General features: G+C 60.2%; 16 protein-coding genes. 13 read left to right on the top strand and 3 right to left on the bottom strand.

What is annotated here, in order from left to right:
* From DIE22_RS14420 to DIE22_RS14400, 5 genes are all read left to right on the top strand, one after another.
* The coding region (locus tag DIE22_RS14420) for an ABC transporter ATP-binding protein (protein WP_260426670.1) at positions 1–696 on the top strand (696 nt) is incomplete at its 5' end.
* A gap of 40 nt (positions 697–736) precedes the next feature.
* The gene (locus tag DIE22_RS14415) at positions 737–1,486 is read left to right on the top strand and encodes an electron transfer flavoprotein subunit beta/FixA family protein (protein ID WP_124605359.1); all 750 of its coding nucleotides are present in this window, start codon (positions 737–739) and stop codon (positions 1,484–1,486) included.
* Between the two features lie 16 nt (positions 1,487–1,502).
* The gene (locus DIE22_RS14410; protein WP_124605358.1) at positions 1,503–2,459 is read left to right on the top strand and encodes an electron transfer flavoprotein subunit alpha/FixB family protein; all 957 of its coding nucleotides are present in this window, start codon (positions 1,503–1,505) and stop codon (positions 2,457–2,459) included.
* Positions 2,460–2,573: 114 nt separating this feature from the next.
* Positions 2,574–3,356, top strand: a complete 783-nt coding sequence (locus DIE22_RS14405; protein ID WP_124500877.1) for a class II aldolase/adducin family protein — start codon at positions 2,574–2,576, stop codon at positions 3,354–3,356.
* A gap of 150 nt (positions 3,357–3,506) precedes the next feature.
* Positions 3,507–4,064: a hypothetical protein gene (locus tag DIE22_RS14400; protein ID WP_124500876.1), complete on the top strand. Its 558-nt coding sequence runs from the start codon at positions 3,507–3,509 to the stop codon at positions 4,062–4,064.
* 154 nt (positions 4,065–4,218) lie between these two features.
* On the opposite strand, the gene DIE22_RS14395 is transcribed toward DIE22_RS14400, so the two are convergent.
* Positions 4,219–4,971, bottom strand: coding sequence for a GntR family transcriptional regulator (locus tag DIE22_RS14395; RefSeq protein ID WP_124605357.1), 753 nt, complete (start codon positions 4,969–4,971; stop codon positions 4,219–4,221).
* A gap of 235 nt (positions 4,972–5,206) precedes the next feature.
* Between DIE22_RS14395 and DIE22_RS14390 the strand changes: the two genes are divergently transcribed.
* The gene (locus DIE22_RS14390; RefSeq protein ID WP_124500874.1) at positions 5,207–6,049 is read left to right on the top strand and encodes a GntR family transcriptional regulator; all 843 of its coding nucleotides are present in this window, start codon (positions 5,207–5,209) and stop codon (positions 6,047–6,049) included.
* Between the two features lie 76 nt (positions 6,050–6,125).
* On the opposite strand, the gene DIE22_RS14385 is transcribed toward DIE22_RS14390, so the two are convergent.
* Together DIE22_RS14385 and DIE22_RS14380 are read right to left on the bottom strand one after the other, a co-directional pair.
* On the bottom strand, positions 6,126–6,335 hold the full coding sequence (locus tag DIE22_RS14385) for a tautomerase family protein (RefSeq protein WP_124500873.1): 210 nt from the start codon (positions 6,333–6,335) through the stop codon (positions 6,126–6,128).
* Between the two features lie 19 nt (positions 6,336–6,354).
* Entirely contained in the window at positions 6,355–7,140 is a 786-nt protein-coding gene (locus tag DIE22_RS14380) for an SDR family NAD(P)-dependent oxidoreductase (protein ID WP_124500872.1), read from the bottom strand.
* Positions 7,141–7,581: 441 nt separating this feature from the next.
* Here DIE22_RS14380 and DIE22_RS14375 point away from each other — a divergent pair, with 441 nt between their 5' ends.
* The 7 genes from DIE22_RS14375 (at position 7,582) to DIE22_RS14345 (ending at position 15,120) form a co-directional block, all read left to right on the top strand.
* Positions 7,582–9,663, top strand: coding sequence for a hydantoinase/oxoprolinase family protein (locus DIE22_RS14375; RefSeq protein WP_124500871.1), 2,082 nt, complete (start codon positions 7,582–7,584; stop codon positions 9,661–9,663).
* Between the two features lie 16 nt (positions 9,664–9,679).
* Positions 9,680–11,398: a hydantoinase B/oxoprolinase family protein gene (locus DIE22_RS14370; RefSeq protein WP_124500870.1), complete on the top strand. Its 1,719-nt coding sequence runs from the start codon at positions 9,680–9,682 to the stop codon at positions 11,396–11,398.
* Positions 11,399–11,412: 14 nt separating this feature from the next.
* On the top strand, positions 11,413–11,883 hold the full coding sequence (locus DIE22_RS14365) for a RidA family protein (protein WP_124500869.1): 471 nt from the start codon (positions 11,413–11,415) through the stop codon (positions 11,881–11,883).
* A gap of 65 nt (positions 11,884–11,948) precedes the next feature.
* The gene (locus DIE22_RS14360; protein ID WP_124500868.1) at positions 11,949–12,785 is read left to right on the top strand and encodes a substrate-binding periplasmic protein; all 837 of its coding nucleotides are present in this window, start codon (positions 11,949–11,951) and stop codon (positions 12,783–12,785) included.
* 138 nt (positions 12,786–12,923) lie between these two features.
* Entirely contained in the window at positions 12,924–13,763 is an 840-nt protein-coding gene (locus tag DIE22_RS14355) for an amino acid ABC transporter ATP-binding protein (RefSeq protein ID WP_124605356.1), read from the top strand.
* A gap of 9 nt (positions 13,764–13,772) precedes the next feature.
* Positions 13,773–14,444, top strand: coding sequence for an amino acid ABC transporter permease (locus tag DIE22_RS14350; RefSeq protein ID WP_124500866.1), 672 nt, complete (start codon positions 13,773–13,775; stop codon positions 14,442–14,444).
* Positions 14,445–14,454: 10 nt separating this feature from the next.
* Complete coding sequence (locus DIE22_RS14345; RefSeq protein ID WP_124500865.1) at positions 14,455–15,120, top strand: amino acid ABC transporter permease; 666 nt, start codon at positions 14,455–14,457, stop codon at positions 15,118–15,120.
* The last annotated feature ends 6 nt before the right edge of the window (positions 15,121–15,126 follow it).

Genomic DNA, 15,126 nt, shown 5'->3' with positions numbered 1-15,126 from the left:
ATCAAGGGCTTGCAGGTCAACTACGGCGGCATCCAGGCCGTCAAGGGCGTTGACATGGAAGTCCGCCAGGGCGAGCTGGTGACGCTGATCGGCGCGAACGGCGCGGGCAAGACCACGACGATGAAGGCGATCACGGGTCTGAAGCCGTACTCGGCGGGCGACATCGAGTACGACGGCAAGTCGATCAAGGGCGTGCCGTCGCACGAGCTGCTCAAGCGCGGCCTCGCGATGGTGCCGGAAGGCCGCGGGATCTTCGCGCGGATGTCGATCATCGAGAACATGCAGATGGGCGCGTACCTGCGCAACGACAACGAGCAGATCAAGAAGGACGTCGACCGGATGTTCGGCTTCTTCCCGCGGCTGAAGGAGCGTGCGTCGCAGCTCGCGGGCACGCTGTCGGGCGGCGAGCAGCAGATGCTGGCGATGTCGCGCGCGATTCTCTCCAAGCCGAAGCTGCTGTTGCTCGACGAGCCGTCGATGGGGCTGTCGCCGATCATGGTCGAGAAGATCTTCGAAGTGGTGCGCGAGATCTCGAAGGAGGGCATCACGGTGCTGCTCGTCGAACAGAACGCACGCCTTGCGCTGCAGGCGGCCGATCGCGGCTACGTGATGGATTCCGGCACGGTCACGATGGAAGGCGACGCGAAGCAGATGCTCGACGATCCGAAGGTGCGGGCCGCGTATCTGGGTGAATGATCAATCTCAGCCATATTCGGATGTGTGAAAGGAAAGTCAAATGAAAATCCTGGTGCCAGTGAAAAGAGTGGTCGATTACAACGTGAAGGTCCGCGTGAAGTCGGACAACACGGGCGTCGACATCGCGAACGTGAAGATGTCGATGAACCCGTTCGACGAAATCGCGGTGGAAGAAGCCGTGCGCCTGAAGGAAGCGGGTGTCGCGACCGAAGTGATCGCGGTGTCGGTCGGTGTCGCGCAAGCGCAGGAAACGCTGCGCACGGCGCTGGCGATCGGCGCGGATCGCGCGATCCTCGTCGAGACGAACGACAGTGTCGAGCCGCTGGCCGTCGCGAAGATCCTCAAGGCGCTGGTCGACAAGGAACAGCCGCAGCTGGTGATCCTCGGCAAGCAGGCGATCGACGACGATTCGAACCAGACGGGCCAGATGCTGGCTGCGCTGGCAGGGCTGCCGCAAGCGACGTTCGCATCGAAGGTCACGATCGCCGATGGCCGTGCCACGGTCGCACGTGAAGTCGACGGCGGCGCGGAAACGCTGTCGCTGACGCTGCCGGCGGTGGTCACGACCGACCTGCGCCTGAACGAGCCGCGCTACGTGACGCTGCCGAACATCATGAAGGCGAAGAAGAAGCCGCTGGAAACGGTGAAGCCGGAGGATCTGAGCGTGGACGTCGCGCCGCGTCTGAAGACGCTGAAGGTGGCCGAGCCGCCGAAGCGCGCGGCCGGCGTGAAGGTGCCGGACGTGAAGACGCTGGTCGAGAAGCTGAAGACCGAAGCCAAGGTGCTGTAAGAGGGAGCGGAAAGAAATGACGATTCTGGTTATTGCCGAGCATGACGGGGCACGCGGCGCTTCGACGATCAAGGCCGCGACGCTGAACACGGTGGCAGCGGCGGCCGAGGTTGGCAAATTCGTCGGCGGTGACATTCACGTGCTGGTCGCGGGCCACAACGCGCAAGCGGCGGCGGACGCGGCAGCAAAGATCGCAGGCGTGTCGAAGGTGCTGCTGGCCGACGCGCCGCAGCTCGAGGCGGGCCTCGCGGAAAACGTCGAAGCGACCGCGCTGAACATCGCGAAGGACTACTCGCACATCCTCGCGCCGGCGACGGCGTACGGCAAGAACATCGCGCCGCGCATTGCCGCGAAGCTGGACGTCGCGCAGATCTCGGACATCACGGGGGTCGATTCGGCCGACACGTTCGAGCGTCCGATCTACGCGGGCAACGCGATCGCGACGGTGCAGTCGAGCGATCCGATCAAGGTCATCACGGTGCGCGCAACGGGTTTCGATCCGGTTGCCGCGGAAGGCGGCAGCGCGTCGGTCGAGAAGATCGAAGCGGCGGCAGACGCGGGCGTGTCGCGGTTCATCAGCCGCGAGGTGACGAAGCTCGATCGCCCCGAACTCACCAGCGCGAACATCATCGTGTCGGGCGGCCGCGGCCTGGGCAGCGGCGAAAACTACACGAAGGTGCTCGAGCCGCTGGCGGACAAGCTGTCGGCAGCCCTCGGCGCATCGCGCGCGGCAGTCGACGCGGGCTACGTGCCGAACGACTACCAGGTTGGCCAGACCGGCAAGATCGTCGCGCCGCAGCTGTACATCGCGGTCGGCATCTCGGGGGCGATCCAGCACCTGGCCGGCATGAAGGATTCGAAGGTGATCGTCGCAATCAACAAGGATCCGGAGGCGCCGATCTTCAGTGTGGCTGATTACGGCCTGGTGGGTGACCTGTTTGACGCGGTTCCTGCGTTGATTGAGGCCTTGTAGAACGGCTTGTGAATTTTTCCGCGAATCCGGGCGGTGTCAGATTCTGGATTCGCACCTGCTCAGTCGCATCAAATCGTCAGCGGTGATAGCCGCACTTAATGGAGAGTATTCCTCATGATTTCCACTACCGATCCGCACATCAATCGCAAACCGAGAAATATTGCCCAGACGGAATGGGACACGCGCGTGCAACTCGCTGCAGCATATCGTCTGGCGGCGAAGTTCGAGTTGACGGACCTGATCTATACACATATTTCGGCGCGTGTGCCGGGTACGGACGACCAGTTCCTGATCAATCCGCACGGCTGGTTCTTCGATGAGATCACGGCATCGTCGCTCGTCAAGATCGACGTGAACGGGAAACCGATTGGCGATGACCGTTTCGAAGTCAATGCGGCCGGCTTCACGATCCATAGCGCGCTTCATCAGGCACGGCACGATGTGGAGTGCGTCGTACATCTTCATACCACGTACGGGATGGCAGTCGCGGCGATGGAATGCGGGCTGTTGCCGCTCAACCAGATCAGCATGCAGTTCTACAACCGTGTCGCGTACCACGACTACGAGGGGATCTCGCTCGATCTCGATGAACGCCAGCGCATTGTCAAATCGATCGGGGAAAAGGACTACCTGATCTTGCGCAACCACGGACTTCTGACGACGGGACGTTCGGTCGCAGAAGCATTCACGCGCATGTACTACTTGAACAAGGCATGCGAGATTCAGGTAGCGACGTTGTCGGCGGGACAGAAAGTGACGATTCCTTCGCCGGAAGTGTGCGAACACGCGGCAAAGCAGCACGACGACTACGCGTACCTTGATACCGTTCACCTCGACCGGGAGTGGACTGCGTTGCTGCGTCTTCTCGATCGCGATGGCGGCGGCTATCGAGCATGAGTTGAGACGGTGCTGCCGTTGGCGACGCCACATGGAACGTGGGCGGTCTAATTGCGCTCAAGTAATATCGTTGCGTCTGGCGAGTCTGCGGCAGCCGCTCGGAAAAGATCTCGTGAATACACAGTTTTCAAGCAGCCAGGATCAAGTGTGTTGGCGTATCAATTCGTGGCGACGCGCAGTGTCGAGTTGACGGGACTCCGATTCCCCTTTCCGTTGAAGTGGTACGCCGAACGCGGATTTCTCCGTATTTCGAATGAAGGACGTGGCGAACTGCTTTTCCAGGGTGGAAATGCCGACGTACGGGTCGAGGAGTCGTTCGACATTCGAATGACTCCCGACGAGACAGGTGCGGTTGCAGGTCGCCTGGAACTCGACTTAACGGTGAAGTCCGCGTTGACGGAGCCGGAATGGGGTGATCTTGCCGCGGCGTACTCGGGGAGCCGACGAGGCTTTGGAGTCGCACTCACGCAGAATATGTTTCAATTGCCACGGTACGCCTGGACGCTCGAGAAGGTTGCGTCGAAACTGGATATCAAGCCCCGTGCATTGCAGATGACGTTGTTCAGGGAGTGCTATAGCTTTGATTCGGCACTGAGACGATGCCGCCAGCTTGACATGTTGCTGCAAGAGGGCAATTCATACTGCGACTGCCTGATTTTCGAACGCGTCGCCGAGAAGCAGGTTTCATACGCATTGAAGCAGGCATAGCCGGGTACTCCGGTCGCTGAAGTATGTCGCAAGCCGGGGACCAGCGACGTTTGTGCAAATGTTTCGGCTTCGCGCGAGTCGAACGCTCGTGCCGTTCAGGACAATCGGTCGTGCTCGACGTCGAGCAGGCAACATCGAAGTAGCGCACGCGCACCTACGTTTCCTTGTGACGGCGCGCGTTCAGATTCTTCAGCCGCCCCGTCACCCCGGGGTGTTCTGATGCAGGTTGTTGAGACTCAAGGGAAAGCAGATGCGCCCTCAGGTTGCTTCCTTCCGTTACGTTGTGCGCCTCCGACAGCCTTCCGGCTTCGTCGATATCCTTTGCGAGCAGTGCTTGAACGATGGGTCGATGTTGGTCGATCAGATGTTGCGGGTCACTCGCCAGTTGGTCGCTCGACCGAATGAAGATGCGGATCTGCCGCTCGACGATCTCGTATTGGGTTCGAAGCCGCTCATGATCGGCAAGCTCGATGATCGACTTGTGAAGAGCGAAATCCGCCTCGGCAATCGCCTCCGCATCGGCGCGTGCGCAACACTTCTCCAGCGTCGCGAAACGGGAGTTGATGGTCTTGCGCTTGTGACTGTCGAGGCTCGATGCAACGAGCTGTGCCGCGAGTCTCTCCAGACTTGACCTCAAGGTGTACAGCTCCCACGCATCTGTAGAAGTCAGCGCGACAACCGTCCAACCGGTGTATGGCACCAGTTTCGTCAATCCTTCCTTGGCCAGTTGATGCAATGCCCCCCTTACAGTGGCGCGGGAGAGATCCAGATGCGCGGACAACTGCACTTCGGTGATGCGGGAGCCTGCTGGTATGTCGCCGCGGGTGATGGCTTGCCGTAGCACCTCGACTGCCTGCGCCCCCATGGTTTGCTTGACGACTTTAGGGATGGCAAGGACTGACGACATTGTGTGGGCCGACCGGGAAGAGGGATTTCGGTTTTACCGGAAAGGGTGACGGGTGTTGCTTCAGCAAACCAGATCATTGTAGCCAATAAACCTTCCATGCCGAAGCGAGCGCCGCCTTCGGGTCAACCATGCCCTGGCACGTGTACGTGGATGTGAGGGAAAGTAGTAGAATGTCGGCAACATGTCGACAATGCTTCGGCCCCGGAGCCACTTCGACACGCAAACGGGATTCGTTATGGCAAAGGTGGCAAAGGTGGCGGGGCAAGAGCAACCCGCCGAGGCAACAAAGGAAACGGGTACAGCGCGCGTCTATCTGACGCTGCGCAACGAAATCCTGACCATGAAGATCGCTCCAGGCACCCATCTCGATGAGTTGGGCGTGGGCGAGCGGTTCTCCGTGTCTCGCTCGCCGGTTCGCGAGGCGCTCGTTCGACTGTCGGCCGAAGGCCTGGTAACGATTCTGCCGAATCGCGGAAATATCGTCACGCCAATCGATTTTCAACGTGTCCCCGAATTTCTTGACGCGCTGGACTTGCTGCAGAGGGTCACGCACCGGTTGGCGGCCTTGCATCGAACCACAGACGATATACGCGCCATCCACGCCGCGCACAAGGCGTACCTGAAGGGGGTAGCCGAGAGCATCAAAACCGGCGATAGCCTTCCCATGATCGAGCGCAACTTCGACTTCCATATGGCCATCGCGAAAGCGGGGCGCAACATCTATTTCGCGGACCTGTACCGGCGTTTGCTCGACGAAGGGCGGCGGATGCTGCACCTGCATCTGAAGTACATGGCGCTGGATCCGGCCATCACGCCGGAAGGGATGGCGGCCCACCATACCGAGATGCTGCAGGCTATCGAGGAAGGAGACGCCGATCACGCGGAGGCATGCGCTCATGAGCACGCGGTGCAGTTCAAAGGCCGCTTCATGGATTTTCTGGATCGCAACCTCACCGCGCAGATTCCGGTCAAGTTTGCGTCCAGGAGCCAGTCGCGCAATGCGACGGACGAGCGGCAGGGGAACGCCCGTTCCAGACAGACGAAGGCGGCAAAGGAAACCAGCCCGTCATGTAGCTGATCTCTGGCGCCAGGCGCCAGAATCGTTCCGCAATTCATGGCAACAGCCGGCCGCAAGCGCTAACGGCCGGCTTCCCTCACTCGCTCTCGCTGCCAGGCGCATTTTTCTTCGACGCCAGCTTTCCGCCAACCGCCCAATTCACGTGTGGCACCTCGGCGAAAATAACCTGCACATCCTGAAGCGCGCACTTTGCGATGCGAGCGGTTTCGCGGGTGAGCACGTCTGCGAGCTCGATTTTCTGTTCTTCCGTCCTGCCGGACAACATTTCCAGGGTGAGGATAGGCATTTCAGTTATCCCTTGAAGGTTACGCGGGTTGTGACGCGTATGCCTGATACGCCGTGCTGACGAGCCAGCCGCAGTCGATCGGCAACGTGACGCCCGTGATGGCCGCCGCCTCGGGCGAGCAGAGGAAATAGATGGCGTCCGCTACCTCGGAAGGCTTGACGAATCGACGCAGTGCCGACTTGCTGATGACTGCATCGGGGTCGCGTTGCCCCGAATCGATGCGCGCCTGCATTGCCTGCGTCAGCGTATAGCCTGGTGCCACCGCATTCACTCGTACCCCCTTGGGACCCCATTCCGCCGCGATAGTCTCCGTCAGCAGCTTGAGCCCGGACTTGCCGACCGCGTATCCAATCTGCGCCGAAGGGCGAAACGTCGTCAGCGAACAGAGGTTGACGATAGACCCTTGTCCCGCTTCGCACATGAATTTCCCAAAGGCTCGTGACGCGATGAGCGTACCGCGCACATTGATCTGAAACAGTCGATCGAATTCCGCCAGTTCGAGGTCGAGCAGGCGCACCGCGTTCTGCAGGATACCGCCTGCGTTCACTAATGCATCGGGCACACCTTGTTCTCGAACGACTGCATCGGCGAAGCGGGTGACAGAGGCTTCATCGGCCAGATCCACCTGGAAGAACCGTGCATCGATGCCGGTCTTGCGCAGTGATGCGACCACCTTTTCCCCACCTTCGGCGTTGACGTCCGCGACGGCCAGCCGCCAGCCGGCCCGCGCGAAGCGTTGCGCGGTTGCTTCGCCGATCCCGCTCGCGCCTCCCGTCACAACAATCAGGTTCGATTCGTCTTTCATAGTGCCTCGCTATCTCGATGGAAACGACCACGCCGGACAGGCTTGTCGGCGTGAAGTCGATCTTATGTCGACAATATTTTCACGGTGGCTCGCCATCTGTCAAGGCTCTTTGCCAGGGCTATTGCCGATCAGGTTAACCACCTATTTGACGCTGAAACCCATGTCCGACAAGGACTTTGGCCGTACTCGCAGGCAACTTATTTTTTTTCGACTTTGACTTTGTCGTCATTTGATCGACAATGCGTCCATGGAAGGGCGATGCATTTTTACCGCGAAGCAGGACTTTCCGCGAAGCAGATAATTGGCGCCAATAATCCATACCCCGCCGAAGTTCGGTGTTCGCATCGCGAACTTCCGTGGAGTTTGCTGTGGTCTTTCAACTAGGTAACGAGGGCCTCGTCCGGAACTCGGCTCGAGGACTCGAGAAAATCGGGAATCGATATGGCAAGCGCAAGAATCGGCGTCGACATCGGCGGTACTTTCACTGACCTTGTGTTGCTCGACGATGAGGGCAACGTTCACTTCACCAAGGTCTCGTCCACACCCAAGGCGCCCGAAGAGGCGGTGCTCACGGGTGTCGAGCGCATCCTTGAGCAGTCCGGTCTGGCGACAGCCGACGTGAAGGAAGTGCTTCACGGTACGACCGTCGGGTCAAACACGATGCTGCAGAAGGTGGGCGCGAAGTGCGGTCTGATCACGACCAAAGGCTTTCGCGACGTGCTCGAGATCGGGCGCGTGCGCACTCCGACGATGTTCGATCTGTCGTGGGACAAGCCCGTGCCGCTCGTGGAGCGCCGCTACCGCATGGAGATCAACGAACGCGTGCTGGCCTCGGGTGAGGTGCTGCGTCCGACGCCCGTCGACGAGGTAATCAAGGCGGGTGAGTTCTTCCAGAAGGAAGGCGTCGAATCTGTCGCAATCTGCTTCATCAACTCGTACAAGAACGGTGCGAATGAAGCCGCCGCGCTCGAAGCGTTTCAGCGCGCGTTTCCGGACATCAGCGTGACCGCTTCGATTTCCGTACTCCCGGAACTTCGCGAATATGAGCGCACGTCGACGACGGTCGTGAACGCCTATGTTCTGCCTGCTCTTCGCACCTATCTCCAGCGTCTGGAAACGGGCCTCAAGCGAATCGGCGTGAAAGCGCCTTTGCTCGTGAGCAATTCGAACGGTGGCCTGTCGAGTGCCAGGAGTGCGCAGGACACGCCGGTGTTCTTTATTTCCTCGGGACGTTCCGCAGGCGTGGTGGGTGCCGGCCGTCTCGGCGATGCGCGCAAGGACAAGGATCTCGTCGTGTTCGACATGGGCGGCACGACTGCATCGGCATCGCTCATTCACGATGGGCAATTGGCGCGCACCAACGAGTACGAGTTCCGCGCCGGCATCTCGACGCCGAGCCGTTTCATCAAGGCAGGCGGCTACATGATGCGCGTGCCGACGATCGACGTTGCCGAAGTAGGCAGCGGAGCGGGTTCGATCGCCTGGATCGACGCGGGTGGCTTGCTGAACGTCGGACCCGTGTCGGCGGGTGCCTTTCCGGGGCCAGTCTGTTACGGCATCGGCGGCGACAAGCCGACCGTGACCGATGCCAACGCGATCCTCGGCTTCCTGCCGCATCGCCTGGCCGGCGGCACGATGGAACTCAAGATCGCCACCGCGCGCGACGCCGTCGAGACGCTGCTCGCCAAACCGCTCGGCATTGAGGTCGAGGAGGCAGCCGTCGGCATCCGTGAAGTGGTCAACGTCAACATGGCGCGCACGATCAAGGCAGTGACGGTCGAACGCGGCGTCGATCCGCGTGACTTCACGCTCGTGGCCTTCGGTGGCTCAGGGCCGGTTCACGCCTGCGATCTGGCGCGCGCGCTCGACATGAAAAAAGTGGTTTTTCCGGCGGCGCCTGGCGTCTTCACTGCGATGGGCATGCTGGCGGGCGCGGTTGAACGCTACTTCGTGAAACCGTCGCTCAACCTGCTGGACTCGCTCGACATCGATGCGCTTGCTGAAACGGTTGCGCAAATGCGTGAAGACGCGCTTCGCGCGCTCGCGGACGAAGGTTATCCGGCGGATCGCATTCAATACGTTTTCGATCTCGACATGCGCTTCAAGGGGCAGGACTACGAGATTCCCGTCCCGTTGCCGGAGCAGTTGAACGAATCCACGCGCGAGACATTGCGCAAGGCGTTTCGCGACGCTTATGCAGGCATCTACGGGTATGCATCCAACGATGCCATCGAATGCGCGAACGTTCGTCTCCTCGCACGCGGCATCGCGACCAGCACGCTCGATTTCAACGATATCCGCAGCTCGAAGGCGTCTCGATTCGAAGCGTCGGCAGCCACGCGTCGCGTCTACTTCGATCGCCAGACGGGGTGGGTCGATACGCCGATCCTGGCGCGCTCGAAGCTCGACCAACCCATCACGGGCCCCGTCATCCTCGAAAGTTCCGACACCACCATCGTCATTCCGCCGGGCTGGCGCGTGAGTACCGACAAGGTGGGCAGTGTCATCGCGTCGATCGAATGAATTGAATGGAGCAATCATGACCCAACGAAACGTTGACCCAATTACCTTTGCCGTCGTCAAGAACGCGCTGGACACGATCGTGGACGACATGGCATTCGCCGTGATGCGCACCGCGCGTTCGCCCATCATCCGCGACGTGCTCGACTACTCGGTCACGATGTGTGATGCCGCCGGCCGCATTCTCGCGCAGGCGAAGACCGTCGCACTGCATCTCGGCGCCGTGCCGGATGCGGTGGACGTCATCATCGACAAGTTCGCGGCCACGGTCGAGCCGGGTGACGTGATCATCCTGAACGACCCGTACGAGGGCGGGATGCATCTGCCCGACATCTTCATGTTCAAGCCGATTTTCCACGAGAAGCGCTTGCAGGGATTTTCGGTCGTGATCGCGCACCACTGCGACGTGGGCGGGCGCGTACCGGGCTCGAATGCGGCGGACTCGACAGAGATCTTCCAGGAAGGCCTGCGCATTCCGCCGACAAAGCTCTATACCCGTGGCGAGCCGAACGAAACGCTCATCAACATCATCAAGAAGAATGTGCGTTTGCCCGACCTCGTGCTGGGCGATCTCGACGCGCAACTCGCGACCTGCAACATCGGCGAGCGGGAACTGCTTCGCCTGATCAATCGCTATGGCGAAATGAACCTGCAGGCCTATTTCGACGAGTTGCTCGACTATGGCGAGAGGCTGACGCGTCGCGCGATCGAAGCATGGCCGGACGGCGTATACGAGTTCACCGATTACATCGACAACGACGGATTCACCGATGACGCGATCCCGATCAAGTGCGCGATCACGGTGGAAGGTTCGAAAGTGAAGGTCGACTTTGCGGGCTCGTCGCCGCAGGTGCGCGGTGCGATCAATTCGACGCTGTCGTTCGTGAAGTCGGCAACGTACCTGAGCGTGCGGTGTGCGCTCGATGCCGATGTCCCGAACAACGCGGGCGTCTATCGGTGCATCGACATCACGGCACCCGAGGGATCGATTCTGAATCCGCGCATGCCGGCACCTGTTGCCGCGCGTGCGCTGACGGGGTATCGCGTGGTCGACTGTGTTTTCGGTGCACTCGCACAGATTGCCCCGAAGAAGGTGATGGCGGCAGGCGAGGGCGGTAACACGGTCATCGCGCTCAGCGGTTACGACAAGGAAGCGAGCGAGCCGTTCATTCTCGTGGACATGATCAACGGCGCGTGGGGCGGTCGCTTCAACAAGGACGGCATCGAAGGCGTGACGAACCCGTCGCAGAACATGTCGAACATGCCGATCGAAACGCTCGAGGCGCGCTATCCGATCATCATGGAAGAGTACGGTTTCGCGGCCGACTCGGGAGGCGCGGGCGAGTATCGCGGCGGCCTGGGTCTTGTTCGCGAGTACCGGATCGAAGCGGAGGAGGTGGTCGCGCAGATTCGTTCCGACCGCGCATCGCACGCACCGTACGGGTTGTTTGGCGGTGCGCCAGGCGCGTGCTCGGCCAACTACCTGCGCTCGGACGAAGGGCTGTCACCGCTGCCCAGCAAGTTCACGCGAACGCTTCATCGCGGCGCGATCATTCGCCACGAGCAGGCGGGTGGCGGCGGGTATGGGGATCCCGCGGCGAGAACGCTTGATCGTATCGAAGCGGATCTCGCAAACGGAAAGATCACGCGCGAATACGCGGAACGTCACCACAAGGTCGTGTTCGACGGTGAGCGCATCGATCACGCGCGCTCGAAAGCCGGCCGTCGCGCGGATTGACAGGGAGAAGCCAGATGAGTCAAAGCCTGAAAGAGCGCTTGAGCGCACTGGGTATCGATCTGCCCCAGACCGCACCCAAGCCTGGTGCGAATTTCCTTCCTGTCAAGCGAGTCGGCAATCTTCTTTACGTATCAGGGCAGGTACCCGTGCGTGATGGCGTGGACCAATACGTCGGCAAGCTCGGGCGTGACGTGACGATTGAAGACGGTCAGGCGGCTGCCCGCCTGTGCGCGGTGAATCTGCTCGCTCAAGTCGATCGTGCGCTGGAAGGAGACCTGAGCCGACTGGCCGGATGCGTGCGACTGGGAGGGTTCGTTAACGCGACCGAGGATTTCACCGAGCATCCCAAGGTGATCAACGGTGCATCCGATCTCGTCGTCGCGGTGCTGGGTGATATTGGTCGACATACTCGCGCCGCAGTTGGTTGCATCTCGCTACCGCGAAACGTTGCCGTCGAGCTTGAGGGGGTCTTCGAACTTACGTGATGCATAAACACTCGTCGTTTTGAACGTTCGCTTCATCTTCTTTTCTTCTCAGTCAGAGGTCGATCATGTTCCAGATGTCCCGCTTACTCGGTCGCGTAATGATCTGTGCGACTGCATTGGGTGCCCTTGCAACGACTCCCGTTACCGCGCATGCGCAAGCCGATGCGACGTGGCAGAGCGTTAAAAAGGCTGGTGTGCTTCGGTGCGGCATTGCGACTTCGCCTCCGTACACGATGAAGGACCCGAAAACGAACACGTATAGCGGCGTGTTTCCGAACCTCTGCCGTGACTTCGCGGAAAAGGTTTTGAAAGTCAGGGTCGAATACGTGGACACCACCTGGGACAACATCGTCGCAGGCCTGCAGTCGGACAAGTGGGATGTCTCGCTTTCGTTGAACGACACGCCCGAGCGCAGGAAGGCCATCTCGTTCACCGAACCGGTTGTGGATTACAGCGTGACGTTTGCATTCAACAAGAACAACCCGAAAGTCACGAAGCCAATCAAGTCCATTGCGGATATCGACAAGCCGGGCATGACTGTTACCGTGATGTCGGGTACGGCCCAGGACAAGGCCATCTCTGCCGTGCTCAAGCAGGCAACGATCATGCGCCTGCCGGGCTTCGATGAAACGCGCCTGGCGCTGATGTCCAAGCGCGCGGATCTGCTGGCCGACGACAGCATGACGAACCTGTTGCTCACGCGTGCTCATCCGGACTGGGCCGAGGCATTCAAGCCGAATCCGCTTCTCGCGCCGCAGGGGATTTGCTTCGGCATTCGCAAGGACACGCCGGCAGCTGATGTTGCGGTGCTCAACCAGTTTATCGAAAGGCAGAAGCAAGCGGGGACCGTGAATGCATACGTCGACGCATCTGTAAAAGAGACGATCGCCAATACGAAGTGATCCACGGTCGTGTTGACGGAATTGCGAATCCGCAGTTCCGTCATCGGTTCGCGCGGCGATGCGTGGCGTAACGGCACGTTCTGCCCATTTGAATGAAGTCGCGAGCGCCAGCGTTGCGCTCTGCTGGAGAAAGTCCTCATGTTTCTATCCCAGACACACGCATCGTCGATGGTGCACCCGACCAGTCCGGCGAACCTCTCGTCTCTGTCAGCAGCGTCGGGCGACTTTGTACAGTTGAGGAATGTGTACAAGTCTTATGGCGAGAACCTCGTCGTCATGGACCGCATGAGCCTCGATATGCGCGCCGATGACCGGCTCGTCGTGATCGGGCCGAGCGGTAGCGGAAAAAGCTCGCTTCTCCGTGTGCTGATGGGGCTCGAAGGTGTTCAGGGCGGCGAGATTTCGTTTCAGGGCAAGCCGTACATTCGCGGTGCCGATGTCGGCGGCTCGAAGCGGATCGATCCGAAGCTGCAAAAGCAGATCGGCATGGTGTTTCAGCACTACACGCTGTTTCCGCATCTGTCGGTGTTGGGGAATCTGATCCTGGCACCCGTCAAGGTGTGCGGGATGTCGAAAGCAGAAGCATCGGAACGCGCACGGCTGTACCTCGCGCGTCTCGGCCTCGAAAGCAAGCTCAACGCTTACCCGAGCCAGCTCTCCGGCGGCCAGAAGCAGCGCGTCGCGATCGCGCGTGCGCTGATGCTGGAGCCCAAGCTCATGCTCTTCGACGAAGTTACTTCCGCACTCGATCCCGAGATGGTGATCGAAGTACAGAACGTGATGCTCCAGCTTGCCGAGCAGAAGATGGCGATGATCATCGTGACGCATGACATGCATTTCGCACGGGACATCGCAACGCGAGTGGTTTTCTGCGCGAGCGGCAAGGTGGTCGAGCAGGGCGCGCCGTCAGAGATTTTCAAATGCCCGAAGGAACCGCGCACGCGCGAATTCCTCGAGAAAGTCCTTCATCTGGATTGAGAGATCGACATGCGCTATCAATTCGATTTCGGGTTTCTTCACGGAAGCTTCGACGCGCTGCTCAAGGGCCTGAAGGTCACGATCGAGCTGGCGCTGGCAGCGAACGTGATGGGGCTCGTACTGGGTTTCGTCCTCTGCCTGATGGTCATGAGCCGCTGGCACATCATCCGCTGGCCCGCGCAGCTCTTCATCGAATTCTTTCGCTGCACGCCTGCTTTGCTGCAGATCGTGTGGTTCTTCTACTGCATTCCCATGATGGTCGACGTCTTCATTGACCCGGTTGCGATGGGCGTTCTCGCGCTCGGGCTGAATCTGACGGCGTTCAATGCGGAGGCATATCGCGCGGGCGTCCAGGCCGTGCCCAAGGAACATCTCGATGCCTGTGTCGCGCTGGGCCTCAGGCCTTGGCAGCGCACGCTGTTCGTGGTCCTGCCGCAGGCCTTGCGCAGTGCGCTTCCGGTGCTGATGACCAACGGGATCGGCACCTTGCAGCAGAGCGCACTGGTTGCGATCGTCGCGGTGGCGGATCTGATGTATGTCGCGAAGAGTCTCGCGACGGAAGCATATCGCCCGCTTGAAACGTATTCGGTCGTGGCGCTCATCTACTTCGCGCTTTCGTTGCCGATCTCGCGTTTGGTCCATGTGATCGAGCGCCGGCAAGATGCGGCTGTGCAGCGTTGAGGAGAAAGGAATGAGCATCGATCTCTCTGTTGTCGCATCCTACTGGCTGGTATTGCTCAAAGGCCTCGCGCTTACCATCGCCTTTACGAGCGGTTGTGCGGTGCTGGGCAGCCTGCTCGGCTTCGCGCTGAGTCTGTTGAGGATGTCGCCCTCCCGATGGGTCAAGGCACTGACGGCCTTGTATGTGGAGTTCTTCCGGGGTACGCCGCTGCTGATCCAGCTATTCTGGGTCTTCTTCTGCTTCCCGGTCGTGTTTCATTTGCCGGTTCCGCCGTACCTTTCAGTCATCATCTCGTTGACGTTCTACATGACGGCGATCACCAGCGAGACGTTTCGCGGCGCACTCAAATCGATCTCGTCGGAGCAACATGACGCATGCATCGCGCTCGGGCTGACGCCTCAGGTGAAGGTTGTACATGTCATTTTTCCGCAGGCTTTGCTGCGCGCAGTGCCGCCGCTGCTGTCGAACATCATCAGCCTGTTCAAGGAGAGCGCACTCGTATCGTCCGTGGGCGTGGCCGATCTGATGTATGTCGGCCAGAGCGCTTCGAACGCCACGGCGCGGCCCCTCGAATTCTTGACCACCGTTGGAATCATCTACTTCGCCGTCGCTTTCCCCTTGACGCGGTTGGTCGGCGTAGTGGAATCGAGATTCCTGCGGCGTTTTGCGTATTGAGTACAC

This window comes from Burkholderia sp. Bp9142 (genome assembly GCF_003853415.1).
Lineage (GTDB): Bacteria > Pseudomonadota > Gammaproteobacteria > Burkholderiales > Burkholderiaceae > Burkholderia.
The sequence above is the reverse complement of the archived record's forward strand: the minus strand, read 5'-3'. Positions and strand labels throughout refer to the sequence as shown.